Origin of the sequence: Blautia sp. DFI.6.71, assembly GCF_020593585.1 — a bacterium.
Lineage (GTDB): Bacteria > Bacillota > Clostridia > Lachnospirales > Lachnospiraceae > Blautia_A > Blautia_A wexlerae.
In genome coordinates, this window is sequence record NZ_JAJDMJ010000020.1 from 22,035 (window position 1) to 36,394 (window position 14,360).

A 14,360-nucleotide genomic window follows, 5' to 3' on the forward strand; every position below is an offset into this window, starting at 1 on the left:
ACATAAGATTGCCTGATAGAATAAATATTTTCTATCAGGCAATCTTGCTATTTTACATCTTTTTTCAATCTATCGTATAATATATGTTCTGATCCATCAATGAGATTTCTTTTTTTCTTATATAAGAGAGTCCATGAAGCTTGATTCTTTGTATAATCCATTTTCTCCTCTGGAAAAAAAGAACGACAAAAATAACTATCATCTCTTGCATTAGATAAAAACAAAAATAAATTTTTTCCTTCCATATGATTTTTCATTAAGTAATCTGCTTCTATCATAGAATAGACATTCGCCTTTTTATTATACTTAAAAACAGTATCATTACTATCAAGTATTTCCTCAAGTAGTGGCAGGAAATGTACTCTATCTTGTATTTTATGATAAAAATCCGAAGACTCTATATTTTCTCTTTTTATAATACCGTTCTGAATTTCATCAAATATTTTTCCTCTATCACGTCTTAGCTCTGGTCTATCCGTAAGATATTGTAACCCCATCAAATGAAAGCAGTCTTTCTTATCAAACGTTATTATAAGTTTAACCGCAACATTTTTTCTTCCCAGAACAATTTCATACTCTGTTGATAAGAGAGGAATAAATGATGCTACACAATCAACTACTGTTCTCATCTATGTTTTTTACAACTCCCTCTATTCATAACAAAATTAAGAAAGGCCCTGCACTTGGCAGAGCCCCCAGCATTTTCTTTTGAGAGCTTTTGCCCTCTAGCCAGATTGTGGTAAATGCTAAACCCTTATAAAGCTGATAAGGCACTGCCTTCTGGCACAACACCTTACTTCAACGCTTGACAGACACTCATGTTGCCTGTTGTTAATATTATATTAACTTGCCGCCACGAATATGTCAACTGAATTTCATCTGTATGATAACAGGCGAGAAGAACCGTGCCCATAACTATCTTACTGTTTCCAACTTAAAATTAGATGATGTCTTTTCTGATATATTTGGTAAATCTTCCCGTTCTATTACAGAACAGATCTTGCAACACCCTGGGGAATACTTTGATGTGGCACCCTTTGTACATGGCCGCTGTAAAACTCCTATTGAAGAAATACAGGCGGCAGTAGATGGTGCTGTCTCTAACGAACAGGCAGTAAAACTCAGACAATGTCTCAGCCACATCGATGAATTAGAAATGCACAAAACAGAAATAGAACGGGAAATCCTTCGTCTCAGTGAAAAATACGAAGATGCTCTTTCTCTTATTCGAACCGTACCAGGATTCGATAAAAACCCTATGACTGCTATTCAGATGCTCTCTGAAATCGGAGGCGATATGTCTGTCTTCCCCACAGCTAAAAACCTCGTCTCATAAATCCGCTTTGCCTGTTTCTCTGGCAGCCTCATCACAGCAGCATAGACCTGCTCTTGGAACTGTTTCTCCTCCAGAACCATCTCCGGCGTTTGTGGCTTCAGCAACACTGCATTTTCAATGCCATTCTCACAATCCAGAGAATACTGGGCCTTGTAACGATACATCTTTCGCTCATACGCAGCCTCCGCACATTCAGCTGCTCGAATAGTCTCCATTACTTCCTCTGTCACATCTACAAAAAAGTCTGTTGTATAAACATCACGATAAAGTTCCCGAAGGTTAATTTTCTTCATTATGTACCTCCATTTCGATTCACGGGTGATTGACGGGTGAATCGAATGGAGGCGGAGACCGACACCGGCAGACAACCGGGTCATCTCCGAAAAAATGGCAACAAAAAACGCCAGATTTCCGTGAGGGAAAACTGGCGCGCCAAGAACAGCCATTATTATACTGAATTACATGGAACGATAATGCCGATGCAATGTTATACTTGCCCGGAGGAGGAGCAATGCTTTTTTTAACTGATGTAGATCATGTGGGCTTTGAAAAAGCAAACGAGACACGGCAAAATAACCTCCAATCGGCTACCGTGTCCCTGCAAGTCGTCATAGGTTTGTGTAAACGCAAAGAAACGGCGGCTCTGAAAATCAAAGCCGCCGTTTCAAATGGGCGTGTCAAATTGTCTGCTCTACGACGGCTTTTTTCTTTTGCCGTCGTCCGGCAGAGTATTATTCAATATTTAATTCAATGTTTCCAGTGAAATTCTCACATTCAATGCCGATATAATTTCCACCATCAGGAAGTGTAATTGTGTCACTATAAGTTCCGGTTGCTTCAATCAAAGTGACTGCTTCATCAGATCCAGAAATCCAGAATACTTTTGCAGTACCTTCCGTAATCTCCAAGGTGCAATCAATGGACAGCTCCTTACCGGATTCTCTCTTTATGGAAGTTCCTCCGAACAAATACTCTGTATCTGAAAAATCCTCATAGTTGGCTGTATAGCTTCCTGTATAATCATCAATTCCTTTTTCTTTCGTACCTTGTAAGGATGAATTTCCGGTAAGCGCTATGGAACCAGCAGACTGAACAATATTGTTATACTGATCGAGAAATTCGTCTTTTGTACAACCTGAAAGCACAGAAGCACCCAATAGTATCAGGCATAATGATAAAACTATTTTCTTCACAGCTATCACCTTCCTTTCCTGCGTACAGCACGCTTTCCTTTTCCCTTGGCATTTGCCTGTTTACGGGATTTCATTTCTTTTTTGTTACTGGACATCAGTAACAACAGCACCGCCCAGAGAACCATGATGCCAACCCCAATGACCGCCAACAGAGGGGTTGAGGATGCGGTTGTTCCGGCATATTCACTCATGTCAAATCCCACTAAAATCAGCGCAGCAGAGAACGGATAGATGCTGGCAAGGAGACCACTTTTGAAAAACAACATGCTGTATCCAAGGAAGAACGCCAGAATGGAACCGCCCAGATATGCCCCTCGGATCTGCCCAAAAATCAGGATCAGCGGCATACAGACCAAATAGGTCGTCAGAGCCGCTAACACGATCTGCGTACCTCCATGAAAAAACACTTCCGCTGTCAGTCCCGATAATCCAACCGTCAATCCAGTAATCAAGGTAATGCCAACGCTGTATATTCCCAGCAGAACTGCAAGCATACCGACTAAAAGTAACTTAGCTCCCAACATTTTCGGCATAGAAACAGGAATTGTCATGATGTTTTTCAGTGTATCATGAGTGGATTCTCTGTCTATAAGCCATCCTCCGATCATTACCAGTGAAATTGGAAGGAATATCTGAGTGTTTCCCCAAACAACATTTTCAAATAGTGCAGAAAAATCATAATTTGGATTTCGGTACTCTGCCTCCACAATCAACTGACTTCCATACTGAACCAAAGGACAGAGTGCAAGCGCCACCAGCCCTACCAAAAGAATCTGGCACCGGCGCAGTTTCAGTAATTCCGATTTTAATAAGTTCCACATAGTCACACCCCCTTAGATTTCCTGTCGCCGGTAAACAAATGCAATCAGCGCAAGAAATACAATGGCTTCCGCAATAATCACACCGAATACCTGAACACCATTCAGAAAATACGGACTGACCCGTTCCAACAAATCTGCTAACTCCGCACTGGTCTGGCTTTGGTCATAAAATTGGAATGTCCAGCGGAAGGCCAGCGGCCCCGGAAACAGGGTTCCTATGTTCAAACCAAAAGGCTGTGTGAGAAACATATCGTTCGTGGAAAGGATAGAATTCGCAATCGTATAGAAAAAGGTAATCACGACAGACACGATATAGTTTTTATTAAGAAGAACAACGAGCAGAATACAGGGAAGTGCGCCCACCCACATAATCAGCCCTTCTTCAATTCCAACGCCAAACAAGGTCCAAAACCCAACCGGTTCCCAACCCTGAAACAACAAAACCGCAAGATTTACCAATCCTCCAACTGCCATAAAGCCAACGGCAAACAACAGTAAAACCAGCATCTTGGACAGCACCAGCTTGGTTCTATTTACCGGTACGGTAACAAGGTTTTTCAGTGTGTCATTATCAAATTCCTCAAACAACAGATTCGAAGCCAGTATCACAAGAAGCGGCATCAAAAGCAAATATGCACTAAGCTGGAATAGGCTGGACATCACTCCATTTACAGCATCCACATCAGTGTTTACATCTGCCAGAAAGAAAGCATAAGCCAATGGCATGAAAACAGAAAGCAGTAGGGAAATAAATACCAATGGCTTCCGTTTTAATTTCAAAAATTCGCATTTGATTAGTTTAAGCAATTCCTTCTCCCCCTGTCACACGCTTGAAGTAATCTTCAAGACTTTCTTCACAAGTATGCACCTCCGATACCTCCAATCCGTTTTCTACAAAGGCAGTTACAATTTTCCCCACAGGCAGATCCAGGTTGTGCAGACGCAGATTGTGGTCGTCCTGTATGGAGAAATGGTTTTCATGGAAATTGCGTTCCAAAATTCTTGCCGCCTGTGCAGTATCAGAGAGCGTAAAACGGATATGCTTACTGCTTTTTTGCTCCAACTCAGCAAGGCTTTCTTCTTCCAGCAATGCGCCGTGGTCAATAATTCCAATATCGTCAGCCAGCAAGGAAATCTCCGAAAGAATGTGACTGGAGATTAAAATGGTTTTTCCTCTTGTGTCGCAAAGCTCACGGATAAAGGATCGCACTTCTGCAATACCGATGGGATCGAGACCGTTGATCGGCTCATCCAAAATCAAAAGCTCCGGATCGTGCATGACTGCAAGGGCAATCGCCAACCGCTGCTTCATGCCAAGAGAGTATTGCGAAAACAGCTTTTTATCCTTGTAAGGTAGCCCGACCAAATCCAGAGCGTCTTTGATGGCATGATTGTTTGGTACTCCACGCAGGGTAGCAAAGATACGCAGGTTCTCCGTACCGGTCAGATTGGGATAAAAACCGGGGGACTCAATCAGGCTTCCGATACGGGGCAACAGCTTCTTTTCATTCCCTTGCAAAGACTTTCCCCAGATTTTGACCTCCCCGGAAGTCGGCTTCGTTAAGCCCAACAGCATTTTCATAGTTGTGGTTTTTCCGGCTCCGTTTCTACCCAACAGACCATAAATTCTCCCACGCTTGACATGGATATTTAAGTCAGCCACACTCTTTTGTGAGCCGTATTGCTTTGTCAGATTTTTTGTTTCAATGATATAATTTGTATCCATATTCAAAACCTCCTGTTCTGTAAGGTATTCTATCATGCCAACCTTGCATTAACCTTGCCGCAACCTTGCATTAACCTTGCAATTTGAAATTCGGCTAAAATGACAAAGGCTCCCGCCATAAAGACGGGAACCCGCTTAACTCTCCAAAGGAAAAAGCAACATAAATTCAGTTCCTTTTCCCGGCAAACTTTCAACTGTTATACTCCCACCCATCTTTTCTACAAGCTGATGGACAATAGAAAGACCAAGACCGCTTCCTTTTTCAGACCGTCCTTTGTCACACTTATAGAGCCGTTCAAAAATGTGTTTCAAATCTTCCTTCTCAATTCCCACTCCATTATCCGCCAGCAACAGCTCCATACTGTTTTCCTTCTTCGACAGGGAAATTTTAATTTTGTCTGCATGGCTATGAGCGATTACATTTTGAATAAGGTTATTGATGATCCTCATATAGCTATCCATATCTAATCTTACCCGGACAGGCTGTTCAGGAATATCAATGTCATAATTAACCTGTTTATCCTCAAAAATCGGTATCCAGTCGATCAGAATATTTCTTGTCAGCTCTGCGACCTCAACGCTCTGGATCTCCAAAGCAAACTCGTTGGAATTTAACTTGAACCAGTCAAAAAGTACATCAATGTATTCTTTCAGATCATGAGCTTTCCGACGGGCGGTTTCAATATAATCATCCCGGTCTTTTCCTGTGACCAGTCCTTTGTGTGCAGCGTCAAGATACCCAAGCAGAGTAGTAAGGGGCGTTCGCACGTCATGGGAAAGGCTCGTCATAAGCTGGCGGTTGGTTTCTTCTGTCTGCCGTACAGTTGAAAGTCTGCTTTCATAGGCCACAACGATCTCATTAATTTCATAGGCAAGAGGTGCTGTCAGTTCATTTGTTGCAGATAGAATACGCCGGTTGCCATTTCCGTTTTTCACATCAACCAGCACATCGGTCATTTCTGCTATTTGTTTTTTTACACGCCGAACGAGAACGATGGAAGTCAATACAGCCCCAACAGCAATCACAATGGACAAGAATACGATAATTTCCATGCTGACTACACCTCCTTATTAAACCGGTAGCCAATCCCTTTGACCGTTTGTATATACTTTGGACTTGAAGGATTGACTTCTAATTTTTTACGAAGTCGGCTGATAATCGCCATAATGTTACTGTCATCATAGAAATATTCTTCGCCCCATACTTCCTCATAAATCTGCTGTTTGGTCAAAATTTTCCCTTGATGTTTTGAACAGTACAGGAGCAAATCAAATTCCTTTGGGGGCAGTTCAAAAGTGCCGTTTGATGTAGTAACAGAACGATTTTCAAGGTCAATCTGCAATCCGTCAAAATTTAGCTTTTGTATGGCTCCAGCTTGCTGATTAAAGCGAGTGTAGCGGCGAATAAGAGACGCAATACGGGCAATCAGTTCATCCATATCAAACGGTTTTGTAAGATAATCGTCCGCTCCGGCCCGTAAGCCCCGTACTTTAGAAATGCTGTCATTTTTAGATGTGAACATCAAAATCGGCAGACTGTTCTCTTTGCGGATTTCTTCCAGCGTTTCAAAGCCATCCATACCAGGCATCATCACATCCAGCACCACAAGCTGATACTCCTGCTCTCTTAATTTTTGTAAGCCCTCTTTTCCGGTATTACAAAAATCAGCTTCTATGTTTTCTGCTTGTACGCTACGTTTAATCAAAGCGCACAGTTCTCTGTCATCATCTATAATCAGGATTTTATTCATGGTGCAACCCCTTCCCTTGTTTTGTCCTTCCGTCAATCGGCTTTTCTGCGTTCTTTGGGATCAGCCAAACACCAGCCATCTTTACAGCGCCGGGGATACGCCCAGCAGCGCAATAGTAATTTACTCTACGAGGTGTCACGCCCCATTTTTCGGCGGCCTCTTTTAGTGTCATATAATCCATTATGCACCTCCACAGAGTACATTATAGTTCTTTGTCTCGAACAATACAAGTTTATCTGTTCCAACGCAAGCGTTTCTTTGTTGTATAGTTCTTCAGGTGTTTTTGCGTAGATAGCTACGAACTTACCATTAGCGTCTTTGATTCTGGTCCTATAATATAGGACACCTCTTTTCATAACTGTGCCATATGTACTGATGAAGGAGGAAAACTTGTCCTTCTTATTAACACTGACAAAAAAGGCAAAAAACAGGCGCATCAAATGAAATTTTATCAAAAATATTTTACAAGCTGCTTTAATCCACGGCGGATACTGTCTCGGACACGGCTTGGGTCTACACCTTCTACTTCGGCAATTTCATTTACCTTCATTCCCAGATAGTATCGGGCATAAATTCGCTTTGCCTGTTTCTCTGGCAGTTTCATCACAGCGGCATAGACCTACTCCTGAAACTGTTTTTCCTCCAGAAGCATCTCCGGTGTTTGCGGCTTCAACAGCACCGCATTTTCAATGCCATTCTCGCAATCCAGAGAATACTGTGCTTTATAACGATACATCTTTCGCTCATACGCAGCCTCCGCACGTTCAGCTGCCCGAATAGTCTCCATTACTTCCTCTGTCACATCTACAAAAAAGTCTGTTGTATAAACATCACGATAAAGTTCCCGAAGGTTAATTTTCTTCATTATGTACCTCCATTTCGATTCACGGGTGATTGACGGGTGAATCGAATGGAGGCGGAGACCGACACCGGCAGACAACCGGGTCATCTCCGAAAAAATGGCAACAAAAAACGCCAGATTTCCGTGAGGGAAAACTGGCGCGCCAAGAACAGCCATTATTATACTGAATTACATGGAACGATAATGCCGATGCAATGTTATACTTGCCCGGAGGAGGAGCAATGCTTTTTTTAACTGATGTAGATCATGTGGGCTTTGAAAAAGCAAACGAGACACGGCAAAATAACCTCCAATCGGCTACCGTGTCCCTGCAAGTCGTCATAGGTTTGTACAAACGCAAAGAAACGGCGGCTCTGAAATCAAAGCCGCCGTTTCATAAGGCGCGTGAAAATATGTCTGCTGTACGACGGCTTTTTTTCTTTTGCCGTCGTCCGGCAGATTAACATATGAAACTATAATTCATTGATGGTTGCAGTAATTGGCATATTGCGAATTCTCTTTGCAGGAGCATAAACAGACACAATAGCAGATATGAAGATAAAGGCAACGACAATTCCAAACCACAGGATAGGAAATCTCCACTCAATTCCAAAATAATGTGTAATTAGACGATTATATAAAAATCGACTAAGCGGGAGTCCAATGCCACATCCAACTATCAAACCAGAAATTGCATAGGTGTACGCTTCCGCAGAAATCATTCGTTTAAGCTGCCTATTATCCATACCAACAGCTCGCATTGCACCATACTGCTTAATTCGTGCAGATACACTCATAGAGATACTATTGACGATATTAAACAGCGAAATAACTCCGATAATAGCTAAGAAGCCATAACAAACAATTCGTGCAGCCCAATATGTAGCATTATTTTGTTTATTGCCTTCACGCTGATCTGTAATGATAATATCATCGTTTTCAAGACTTCTAATTTCTGCTATTGTTTCTTCAGTAGCGTTTGAATCTAACTGAATTCCAATAAGCCCATACTTTGTATCGCCCATGATACGGTCAAATGTTTCCTGTGAGCAAATAATAATCAAATCATCTCCGAATAACCCTTGTGATAGAGCGCAAGTAATCTCAACTTCTTCGCCTGCAAACTGGATGGTATCACCGATGTGCAAGGAATTGTTTCTATTAAATACGGTTGCCACTTTGTTACTGTTCCCGTAAACTGTATCTAATGATCCCTGAGCAATACTACCTTTTGAGTAATCTAGAAGTGTATCATCATAAGAAACAATATTGATATGGTCTATTCCTGCTCTTGAAGATGTTGCAGGAATGTTTTCTACATAGCTACTTCCATAAGCATTTGCAACCCCATCTATTTTTTTGATTTCATCGACCAGGCTGCGCTCAATATCCATTTTATTTGCATAACTGGATAATGCTATATCGGCTGATGTGACACTCAACGATGGAACAAGTTGCTTTGCAAAATCTAAAATTACAGAAAAAGAAAAAACCAGCATAATAGTCAGTGCAAAGGAAGCCGTCATCAGAAACCAGTTTTTCTTTTTTTCAACCGCATGATGTATGCCAAGTGAATTATCAATTTTTCCTAAGCTAAACTTGATAGCGTGTTTAACAGAAGATTTATTATCTACATTGCCAGAAACCGCAGATATGGGTGAAACTTTAGCAGCCCGCTTTGCTGGGGATTGTGCTGCTAAAAATACTGTTACCACTCCAACAACTACACCACTGATAAGTCCAACAGGGCTGATCTGAAAGACTGGCGTTGTAGAAAATTCTCCACCAATTCCATAATGAAGTGTGGCACAAATAATCCAACTAATTATTGTTCCAAAAACCACTCCAATAGGTACCGCGGTTTTACACCAGTTCAATGCCTCCAAACGGACAAAGCGGATAATTTGTTGACGACTTGCACCAATGCAACGCAACATTCCAAAAAATTGAGTTCGTTGCGCAATGATGCTATTCATACTGCCAGAAATCATCAATATTCCTGCCAACAACACTAAAACAAATAGAATTGCTGCCAATCCGTACATACTCTGCATCGCTGTATTGTTGCTTTGCCCAGCCATGCCCATAACGCCGGTATTTTCAGAAATACTCCCATCGGATAATTGGTACTGTGTCTGTAGTTCTGTTATTGCATTTGCCGCTTTCGCTGCACTTTCAAACTGCACATAATAAGTCAACTCATTGTTTGTTACTCCGTTTTGTGCCATAACAGAAGTAAATGCACTTTGTGTCAGATAAGAGCCTATCAAATAAGTCTGATTGTTATAATAGCTTTCATCATCTGTGCCAAAGCCAGAGATTGTAAATGTCCGATCTCCAGCAGGGGTATGTAAGGTTACACTATCCCCAAGCTGTACTCCTAAAGCAGTTACAGAATTAGGTGTAAGCATAACTTCCTCATCATTTGCCGGAAATGTTCCTTCTACAATTCCATTTGAAATCTGAGTAATATAGACTTCATCGGTGCCATACAAAACAGTTCGTTTTTCGTTGACTCGGTACGGTTGTTCTCCTTCAAAATTAAATTGAGAAGCTACACCAACTGCTGTAACATCTGAACGATTACTGATTTCATCCGCATTGTTCTGTGAAATATTTTTTATTGCAATGTGCCAGTTTCCATGGTTACTTATCATAAAATCGCTTTCTGTTCGTATCATCATGTCAGCAACACTGAAAATAGCTGTGACAAGAAACACCGAAATGATAATACACAAGACAGTCATACGATTTTGCCGCTTGCGCACCTTTGCGGAGATGGGAATGAGACTAAGATAGCTTTTCATTCACGGCACCTCCCAAAATCAGTCAAAGTGCCATCTGATACCTGTAATACCCGGTCTGCCGTTTGCGCAATACTGCGGTTGTGGGTAATCATAATGATGGTCTGCTCGTATTTTTTCGATGTTTCTTTGAGCAATGCTATGACCTCACTGCTGTTTTGTGAGTCCAAATTTCCTGTTGGCTCGTCTGCCAGAATCAGAGAAGGACGGGTAATCAATGCGCGGCCAATCGCCACTCTCTGCTGTTGACCGCCGGAAAGCTGACTGGGTAAATGATTACGACGATCTTTCAAATTCAAAACCGTCAGCAGTTCCTCCAAATATCTCTTATCCGGCTTTTGATAATCCAACAACAGCGGAAAAATAATATTTTGTTCCACCGTCAACTCCGGGATAAGGTTAAACGCCTGAAAGATAAAGCCGATATTCCTCCGGCGGAAAACGGTCAGCTTTCGATCGTTCATGGCAAAAATGTCCTTGCCGTCAATCAGAACCTTGCCAGATGTTGGCGTGTCCAAAGCACCGATCATATTCAGCAGTGTACTTTTACCAGAACCGGATTCCCCGACGATTGCCACATACTCGCCCTTTGGAACAGAAAAGCTGACATCCTTTAATGCCTTGACAGCGGTTTCTCCGTTGCCATAGGTCTTACTGATATTTTTGACTTCTAATAAGTTCATAGTGTAAACACCTCTTTCTGAATGATTTTGCGATATAGGCAGGCTGTCTTTGTTTGTCCTGCCTATGTGTGAGAGAATAGCACCTGAATCTTACTGTAAGCCTACAGCCAGCCTACAATTTTGTAGGAATCAAAAAATTCATTGTGAAAGTTGTCCCGATACCTAATTCGCTGTCAACCTCAATGGTGCCGTTATGTGCTTCAACGATTGCCTTTGCCAAAGGTAATCCCAGTCCAATCCCTTGCTTGTCCTTAGAAAAACGACTGCGATAAAACCGCTTGAAGATGTGATGTATATCCTCTGGGTGGATGCCGCATCCATTATCCGTTATCACAATTTGGACACCAGACGGCAACTCCTTCCACGCAACACGAATTGTTGCACCACTTTCTGTATGGTCAAACGCATTTTTCACAATATTGTCGATTGCCTCATTCAACCAATCACGATCACAAAAAAGAGAAAGATGATCCGAGCCAGACAGAATGATTTCTTTCTTTTCCTGTCTGGCTCTATATGCAAAATGCAGTTCAATATCCCGCATCATATCTGCAACATTTTCTGCGTTCTTTTCCAAGACAATGGCTCCGGCATCCAATCTTGTAATCTTGAGCAGACTTTGCACCAGTGTTTCGATACGGTCAAGTTCCTGCTCAGACAAACACGCAAATTCTTTCACGGAGGACACTTCTATATCCTCGTCTTGAAGGAGTCCGTTATAAATATTGAGTGCTGCCAGCGGTGTTTTCAGTTGGTGTGAAATGTCGGAGATTGTATTTTTCAAAAACTCTTTCTCTCGTAACTCGTTATCTGCATGGGCATTTAACACTGCCGCTAAAGAATTGATGGAATGAAACAGTCGGTACAATTCGCCCTCATTGTCACATTCAATACGGGCATTGCAATCACCATCAAGATACGCATTGATTTGTAATATCGCCTGCTCCATGATCTGATTTTGCCGATTAAAATATACAAAGCAGACTGCCCATACAGCACCGCCAGCCAATAGAAAAAGGATTAGCAATAACAGAGAAAGCCGACGATATGACAGCCATAGAAAAACCTCGGCTAAGAGAAATGTAACCCCCAAAACCAGTGAAAGCGAAAGAAATAGATTTTTGATTTCTTTATTTGCCAGTATCTTCATTCTGCACCTCACCCGATAATATTCCATTTATATCCCATACCTCGAACAGTCAGGAGCATTTGTGGTTCACTTGGATTATCCTCGATCTTCATACGAAGCCGACGCATATAGACCGTAAGGGTACTACTGTCGATATAATTCCCGTCGCAATCCCATAGCTTATCTAAAATTTGTCCCTTTGTCAGCACCATGCTTGGGTTTCTCATAAACAAGCACAGTAGCTTGTATTCCGCGGCAGTCAAATCCAACAGCTCCCCATTTTTGAAAACCTGTCCTTGCAGCAAAAGAACTTTGATGCCATTCGACTGCAATTCTGTATCTGCTGCTTGAAAAGAATTTGCACGTCGAAGTAAGGCGTTAATCCTTGAAACGAGAACCCCCAGTTTGAACGGTTTTGTGATATAGTCATCACCTCCAATATCCAGCCCCATAATAATACTTGTTTCCTCATCCGAAGCCGTCAGAAAAATAATTGGCACCTTTGATTTAAGTCGAACTCTTTTGCAAAATTCAAAGCCAGACCCATCTGGCAGAGATACGTCCAACACCAACAAATCGTATTTTCCGTCTGTCCACAATTCCTCCGCTTCTTTGAGCGTTCTGGCGATATTTAATTCAAATCCCTGCTTTTTGAAAGCAAAAGAAAGCCCGTTAATCAGGCTTAGATCATCTTCAAGAAGTAATATATTACTCATACTTTTTTACCTTTCCTTGTTTTGTTCGACCATCAATCGGCTTTTCCGCATCCTTTGGAATTAGCCAGATAGTTGCCATCTTTACAGCTCCAGATATGCGCCCGGCGGCACAATAGTAATTTACTCTACGAGGTGTCACGCCCCATTTTTCGGCGGCCTCTTTTAGTGTCATATAATCCATTCTGCACCTCCACAGCGTACATTATAGTTCTTTGCCTCGAACAATACAAGCTTATCACCAATCGCAGCTTTATAAAATCGGCATAATCGTACAGTTTTTCAGGCATAATAAGGTCATTCCATCACATAAACCGGAACGATACAATATTATTAAGGTGAACGATTATGCCGATTGATGATTTAACTGCTTTAGGGCAAAAATGCGGGAAGCCCGAAAGAATAAAGAACTGACACAACAGGAGCTTGCGGATCTGAGCCATGTTTCTGTAAAGCAAATCGCCAATATCGAAAAGGGGAAAATGAATCCTTCTTATTTAATTTTAAGAGCATTGGCAAAGGTCCTGCACATCTCTTTAGATACACTTATAAATCCAGATGTTTCTCTGGAGGATGAGGGTGTCAATCAGATGAAAATGCTTTATTCCAGCTGTCCGCCAGAAATGCGTGACACCCTGCTGCATCACACCCAGGAAACGGTGAAAGAACTGACAGAGTTGTCCGAAAAATTTGAAACGAATTGAGCCAGTTAGTGAAATTTAACGATTCTCTCACTGGTTCTTTTCAATTTCGGAGAAAAGAGGCAAGCAATGCCTGTGTTAATACACACAGGCCCGCAGAGAAGAAAATCCCTCCGTGATTTTCCTCTCCGCTTGCCTGTTGAGGGCAGCGCCCCCAAGCCCCTTTGAACACAGAATTTCATTCTGTGGCTGCGCGGTATCCGTTCCATGCGACGAAACCCTGTGATTGCTGACCTGTTCCACCGCATGAAGTACATGGAACGCCGTGGAAGTGGTCTGCGCAAAATCGTCAGTGAAACTGAAAAGCTGCCTGGATACACAGAGGCATATAAGCCCGAATTTTCCTCAACAGCGACAGATTTCAGAGTTATTTTGAAAAATGTAAACTACAACTTAGAGGGTGATACCCACCAAGTTACCCACCAAGATATTGAACTATCAACGATGTCCAAACAGATTTTGGCTTTTTGCACAACACCAAAATCCAAGAAAGAGCTTGCAGTATTTTGCGGCTTCAAAGATTTAAGAAACTTCACTTTGAAGCATATCAATCCGCTTTTAGAATCCGGGCAATTAGAAATGACTATTCCCGATAAACCTAAAAGTCGCAATCAAAAATATATTACAGTTCGTTCCGAATAAACAGAGAAGCAGGGTATTGG

General features: G+C 41.9%; 16 protein-coding genes and 5 pseudogenes. 5 read left to right on the forward strand and 16 right to left on the reverse strand.

The window, feature by feature from the left end:
- Positions 1 to 47: 47 nt before the first annotated feature.
- Positions 48 to 629, reverse strand: a complete 582-nt coding sequence (locus LJE12_RS10170; protein ID WP_227226912.1) for a PBECR4 domain-containing protein — start codon at positions 627 to 629, stop codon at positions 48 to 50.
- Between the two features lie 251 nt (positions 630 to 880).
- On the opposite strand from LJE12_RS10170, the pseudogene LJE12_RS10175 reads away from it, so the two are divergent.
- A pseudogene (locus LJE12_RS10175) lies at positions 881 to 1,333 on the forward strand (IS110 family transposase); the annotation flags it as partial.
- Here LJE12_RS10175 and LJE12_RS10180 read toward each other — a convergent pair.
- Positions 1,270 to 1,629 (reverse strand): sigma-70 family RNA polymerase sigma factor, encoded by a 360-nt coding sequence (locus LJE12_RS10180; protein ID WP_320055414.1) that lies wholly within the window; start codon positions 1,627 to 1,629, stop codon positions 1,270 to 1,272. The pseudogene LJE12_RS10175 and the gene LJE12_RS10180 overlap by 64 nt on opposite strands.
- A gap of 218 nt (positions 1,630 to 1,847) precedes the next feature.
- Between LJE12_RS10180 and LJE12_RS10185 the strand changes: the two genes are divergently transcribed.
- On the forward strand, positions 1,848 to 2,099 hold the full coding sequence (locus tag LJE12_RS10185) for a hypothetical protein (protein WP_227226914.1): 252 nt from the start codon (positions 1,848 to 1,850) through the stop codon (positions 2,097 to 2,099).
- Here the strand turns inward: LJE12_RS10185 and LJE12_RS10190 are convergent.
- From LJE12_RS10190 to LJE12_RS10230, 9 genes and pseudogenes are all read right to left on the reverse strand, one after another.
- Positions 2,068 to 2,529: a hypothetical protein gene (locus LJE12_RS10190; protein ID WP_144364749.1), complete on the reverse strand. Its 462-nt coding sequence runs from the start codon at positions 2,527 to 2,529 to the stop codon at positions 2,068 to 2,070. The genes LJE12_RS10185 and LJE12_RS10190 overlap by 32 nt on opposite strands.
- A 5-nt stretch (positions 2,530 to 2,534) precedes the next feature.
- The gene (locus tag LJE12_RS10195; RefSeq protein WP_227226915.1) at positions 2,535 to 3,350 is read right to left on the reverse strand and encodes an ABC transporter permease; all 816 of its coding nucleotides are present in this window, start codon (positions 3,348 to 3,350) and stop codon (positions 2,535 to 2,537) included.
- Positions 3,351 to 3,362: 12 nt separating this feature from the next.
- Entirely contained in the window at positions 3,363 to 4,157 is a 795-nt protein-coding gene (locus LJE12_RS10200; RefSeq protein ID WP_227226916.1) for an ABC transporter permease, read from the reverse strand.
- Positions 4,150 to 5,076, reverse strand: coding sequence for an ABC transporter ATP-binding protein (locus tag LJE12_RS10205; RefSeq protein WP_227226917.1), 927 nt, complete (start codon positions 5,074 to 5,076; stop codon positions 4,150 to 4,152). The genes LJE12_RS10200 and LJE12_RS10205 overlap by 8 nt, the downstream gene beginning before the upstream one ends.
- A gap of 135 nt (positions 5,077 to 5,211) precedes the next feature.
- Positions 5,212 to 6,129: a sensor histidine kinase gene (locus LJE12_RS10210; protein WP_118521801.1), complete on the reverse strand. Its 918-nt coding sequence runs from the start codon at positions 6,127 to 6,129 to the stop codon at positions 5,212 to 5,214.
- Positions 6,130 to 6,134: 5 nt separating this feature from the next.
- Positions 6,135 to 6,827 (reverse strand): response regulator transcription factor, encoded by a 693-nt coding sequence (locus LJE12_RS10215; RefSeq protein WP_055060323.1) that lies wholly within the window; start codon positions 6,825 to 6,827, stop codon positions 6,135 to 6,137.
- On the reverse strand, positions 6,820 to 7,008 hold the full coding sequence (locus LJE12_RS10220) for a helix-turn-helix domain-containing protein (RefSeq protein ID WP_002596317.1): 189 nt from the start codon (positions 7,006 to 7,008) through the stop codon (positions 6,820 to 6,822). Before LJE12_RS10220 ends, LJE12_RS10215 begins: the two co-directional genes overlap by 8 nt.
- Before the next feature lie 52 nt (positions 7,009 to 7,060).
- Positions 7,061 to 7,183 (reverse strand): annotated as a pseudogene (locus LJE12_RS20650) (tyrosine-type recombinase/integrase); the annotation flags it as partial.
- Positions 7,184 to 7,278: 95 nt separating this feature from the next.
- Positions 7,279 to 7,692: pseudogene (locus LJE12_RS10230) on the reverse strand (sigma-70 family RNA polymerase sigma factor).
- Between the two features lie 218 nt (positions 7,693 to 7,910).
- On the opposite strand from LJE12_RS10230, the gene LJE12_RS10235 reads away from it, so the two are divergent.
- A complete protein-coding gene (locus LJE12_RS10235) occupies positions 7,911 to 8,132 on the forward strand; it encodes a hypothetical protein (protein ID WP_227292185.1) in 222 nt (73 codons plus the stop codon).
- 9 nt (positions 8,133 to 8,141) lie between these two features.
- On the opposite strand, the gene LJE12_RS10240 is transcribed toward LJE12_RS10235, so the two are convergent.
- From LJE12_RS10240 to LJE12_RS10260, 5 genes are all read right to left on the reverse strand, one after another.
- The gene (locus LJE12_RS10240) at positions 8,142 to 10,475 is read right to left on the reverse strand and encodes an ABC transporter permease (RefSeq protein ID WP_055153207.1); all 2,334 of its coding nucleotides are present in this window, start codon (positions 10,473 to 10,475) and stop codon (positions 8,142 to 8,144) included.
- Positions 10,472 to 11,155, reverse strand: a complete 684-nt coding sequence (locus tag LJE12_RS10245) for an ABC transporter ATP-binding protein (protein ID WP_008705963.1) — start codon at positions 11,153 to 11,155, stop codon at positions 10,472 to 10,474. Before LJE12_RS10245 ends, LJE12_RS10240 begins: the two co-directional genes overlap by 4 nt.
- A 112-nt stretch (positions 11,156 to 11,267) precedes the next feature.
- Positions 11,268 to 12,305 (reverse strand): sensor histidine kinase, encoded by a 1,038-nt coding sequence (locus LJE12_RS10250; protein WP_118566995.1) that lies wholly within the window; start codon positions 12,303 to 12,305, stop codon positions 11,268 to 11,270.
- Positions 12,306 to 12,313: 8 nt separating this feature from the next.
- Complete coding sequence (locus tag LJE12_RS10255; RefSeq protein ID WP_118330994.1) at positions 12,314 to 13,000, reverse strand: response regulator transcription factor; 687 nt, start codon at positions 12,998 to 13,000, stop codon at positions 12,314 to 12,316.
- Positions 12,993 to 13,181 (reverse strand): helix-turn-helix domain-containing protein, encoded by a 189-nt coding sequence (locus LJE12_RS10260; RefSeq protein ID WP_008705968.1) that lies wholly within the window; start codon positions 13,179 to 13,181, stop codon positions 12,993 to 12,995. Before LJE12_RS10260 ends, LJE12_RS10255 begins: the two co-directional genes overlap by 8 nt.
- 164 nt (positions 13,182 to 13,345) lie before the next feature.
- On the opposite strand from LJE12_RS10260, the pseudogene LJE12_RS10265 reads away from it, so the two are divergent.
- Together LJE12_RS10265 and LJE12_RS10270 are read left to right on the forward strand one after the other, a co-directional pair.
- Positions 13,346 to 13,701: pseudogene (locus LJE12_RS10265) on the forward strand (helix-turn-helix domain-containing protein).
- Positions 13,702 to 13,896: 195 nt separating this feature from the next.
- Positions 13,897 to 14,340, forward strand: a pseudogene (locus LJE12_RS10270) (ATP-binding protein); the annotation flags it as partial.
- Positions 14,341 to 14,360 lie beyond the last annotated feature (20 nt).

Bases quoted from the DNA above. Each gene is read 5' to 3' on its own strand.
- LJE12_RS10170 (WP_227226912.1), bottom strand. From the start codon at position 629: ATGAGAACAGTAGTTGATTGTGTAGCATCATTTATTCCTCTCTTATCA.
- LJE12_RS10180 (WP_320055414.1), bottom strand. From the start codon at position 1,629: ATGAAGAAAATTAACCTTCGGGAACTTTATCGTGATGTTTATACAACA.
- LJE12_RS10185 (WP_227226914.1), top strand. From the start codon at position 1,848: ATGCTTTTTTTAACTGATGTAGATCATGTGGGCTTTGAAAAAGCAAAC.
- LJE12_RS10195 (WP_227226915.1), bottom strand. From the start codon at position 3,350: ATGTGGAACTTATTAAAATCGGAATTACTGAAACTGCGCCGGTGCCAG.
- LJE12_RS10205 (WP_227226917.1), bottom strand. From the start codon at position 5,076: ATGGATACAAATTATATCATTGAAACAAAAAATCTGACAAAGCAATAC.
- LJE12_RS10210 (WP_118521801.1), bottom strand. From the start codon at position 6,129: ATGGAAATTATCGTATTCTTGTCCATTGTGATTGCTGTTGGGGCTGTA.
- LJE12_RS10215 (WP_055060323.1), bottom strand. From the start codon at position 6,827: ATGAATAAAATCCTGATTATAGATGATGACAGAGAACTGTGCGCTTTG.
- LJE12_RS10220 (WP_002596317.1), bottom strand. From the start codon at position 7,008: ATGGATTATATGACACTAAAAGAGGCCGCCGAAAAATGGGGCGTGACA.
- LJE12_RS10235 (WP_227292185.1), top strand. From the start codon at position 7,911: ATGCTTTTTTTAACTGATGTAGATCATGTGGGCTTTGAAAAAGCAAAC.
- LJE12_RS10240 (WP_055153207.1), bottom strand. From the start codon at position 10,475: ATGAAAAGCTATCTTAGTCTCATTCCCATCTCCGCAAAGGTGCGCAAG.
- LJE12_RS10245 (WP_008705963.1), bottom strand. From the start codon at position 11,155: ATGAACTTATTAGAAGTCAAAAATATCAGTAAGACCTATGGCAACGGA.
- LJE12_RS10250 (WP_118566995.1), bottom strand. From the start codon at position 12,305: ATGAAGATACTGGCAAATAAAGAAATCAAAAATCTATTTCTTTCGCTT.
- LJE12_RS10255 (WP_118330994.1), bottom strand. From the start codon at position 13,000: ATGAGTAATATATTACTTCTTGAAGATGATCTAAGCCTGATTAACGGG.
- LJE12_RS10260 (WP_008705968.1), bottom strand. From the start codon at position 13,181: ATGGATTATATGACACTAAAAGAGGCCGCCGAAAAATGGGGCGTGACA.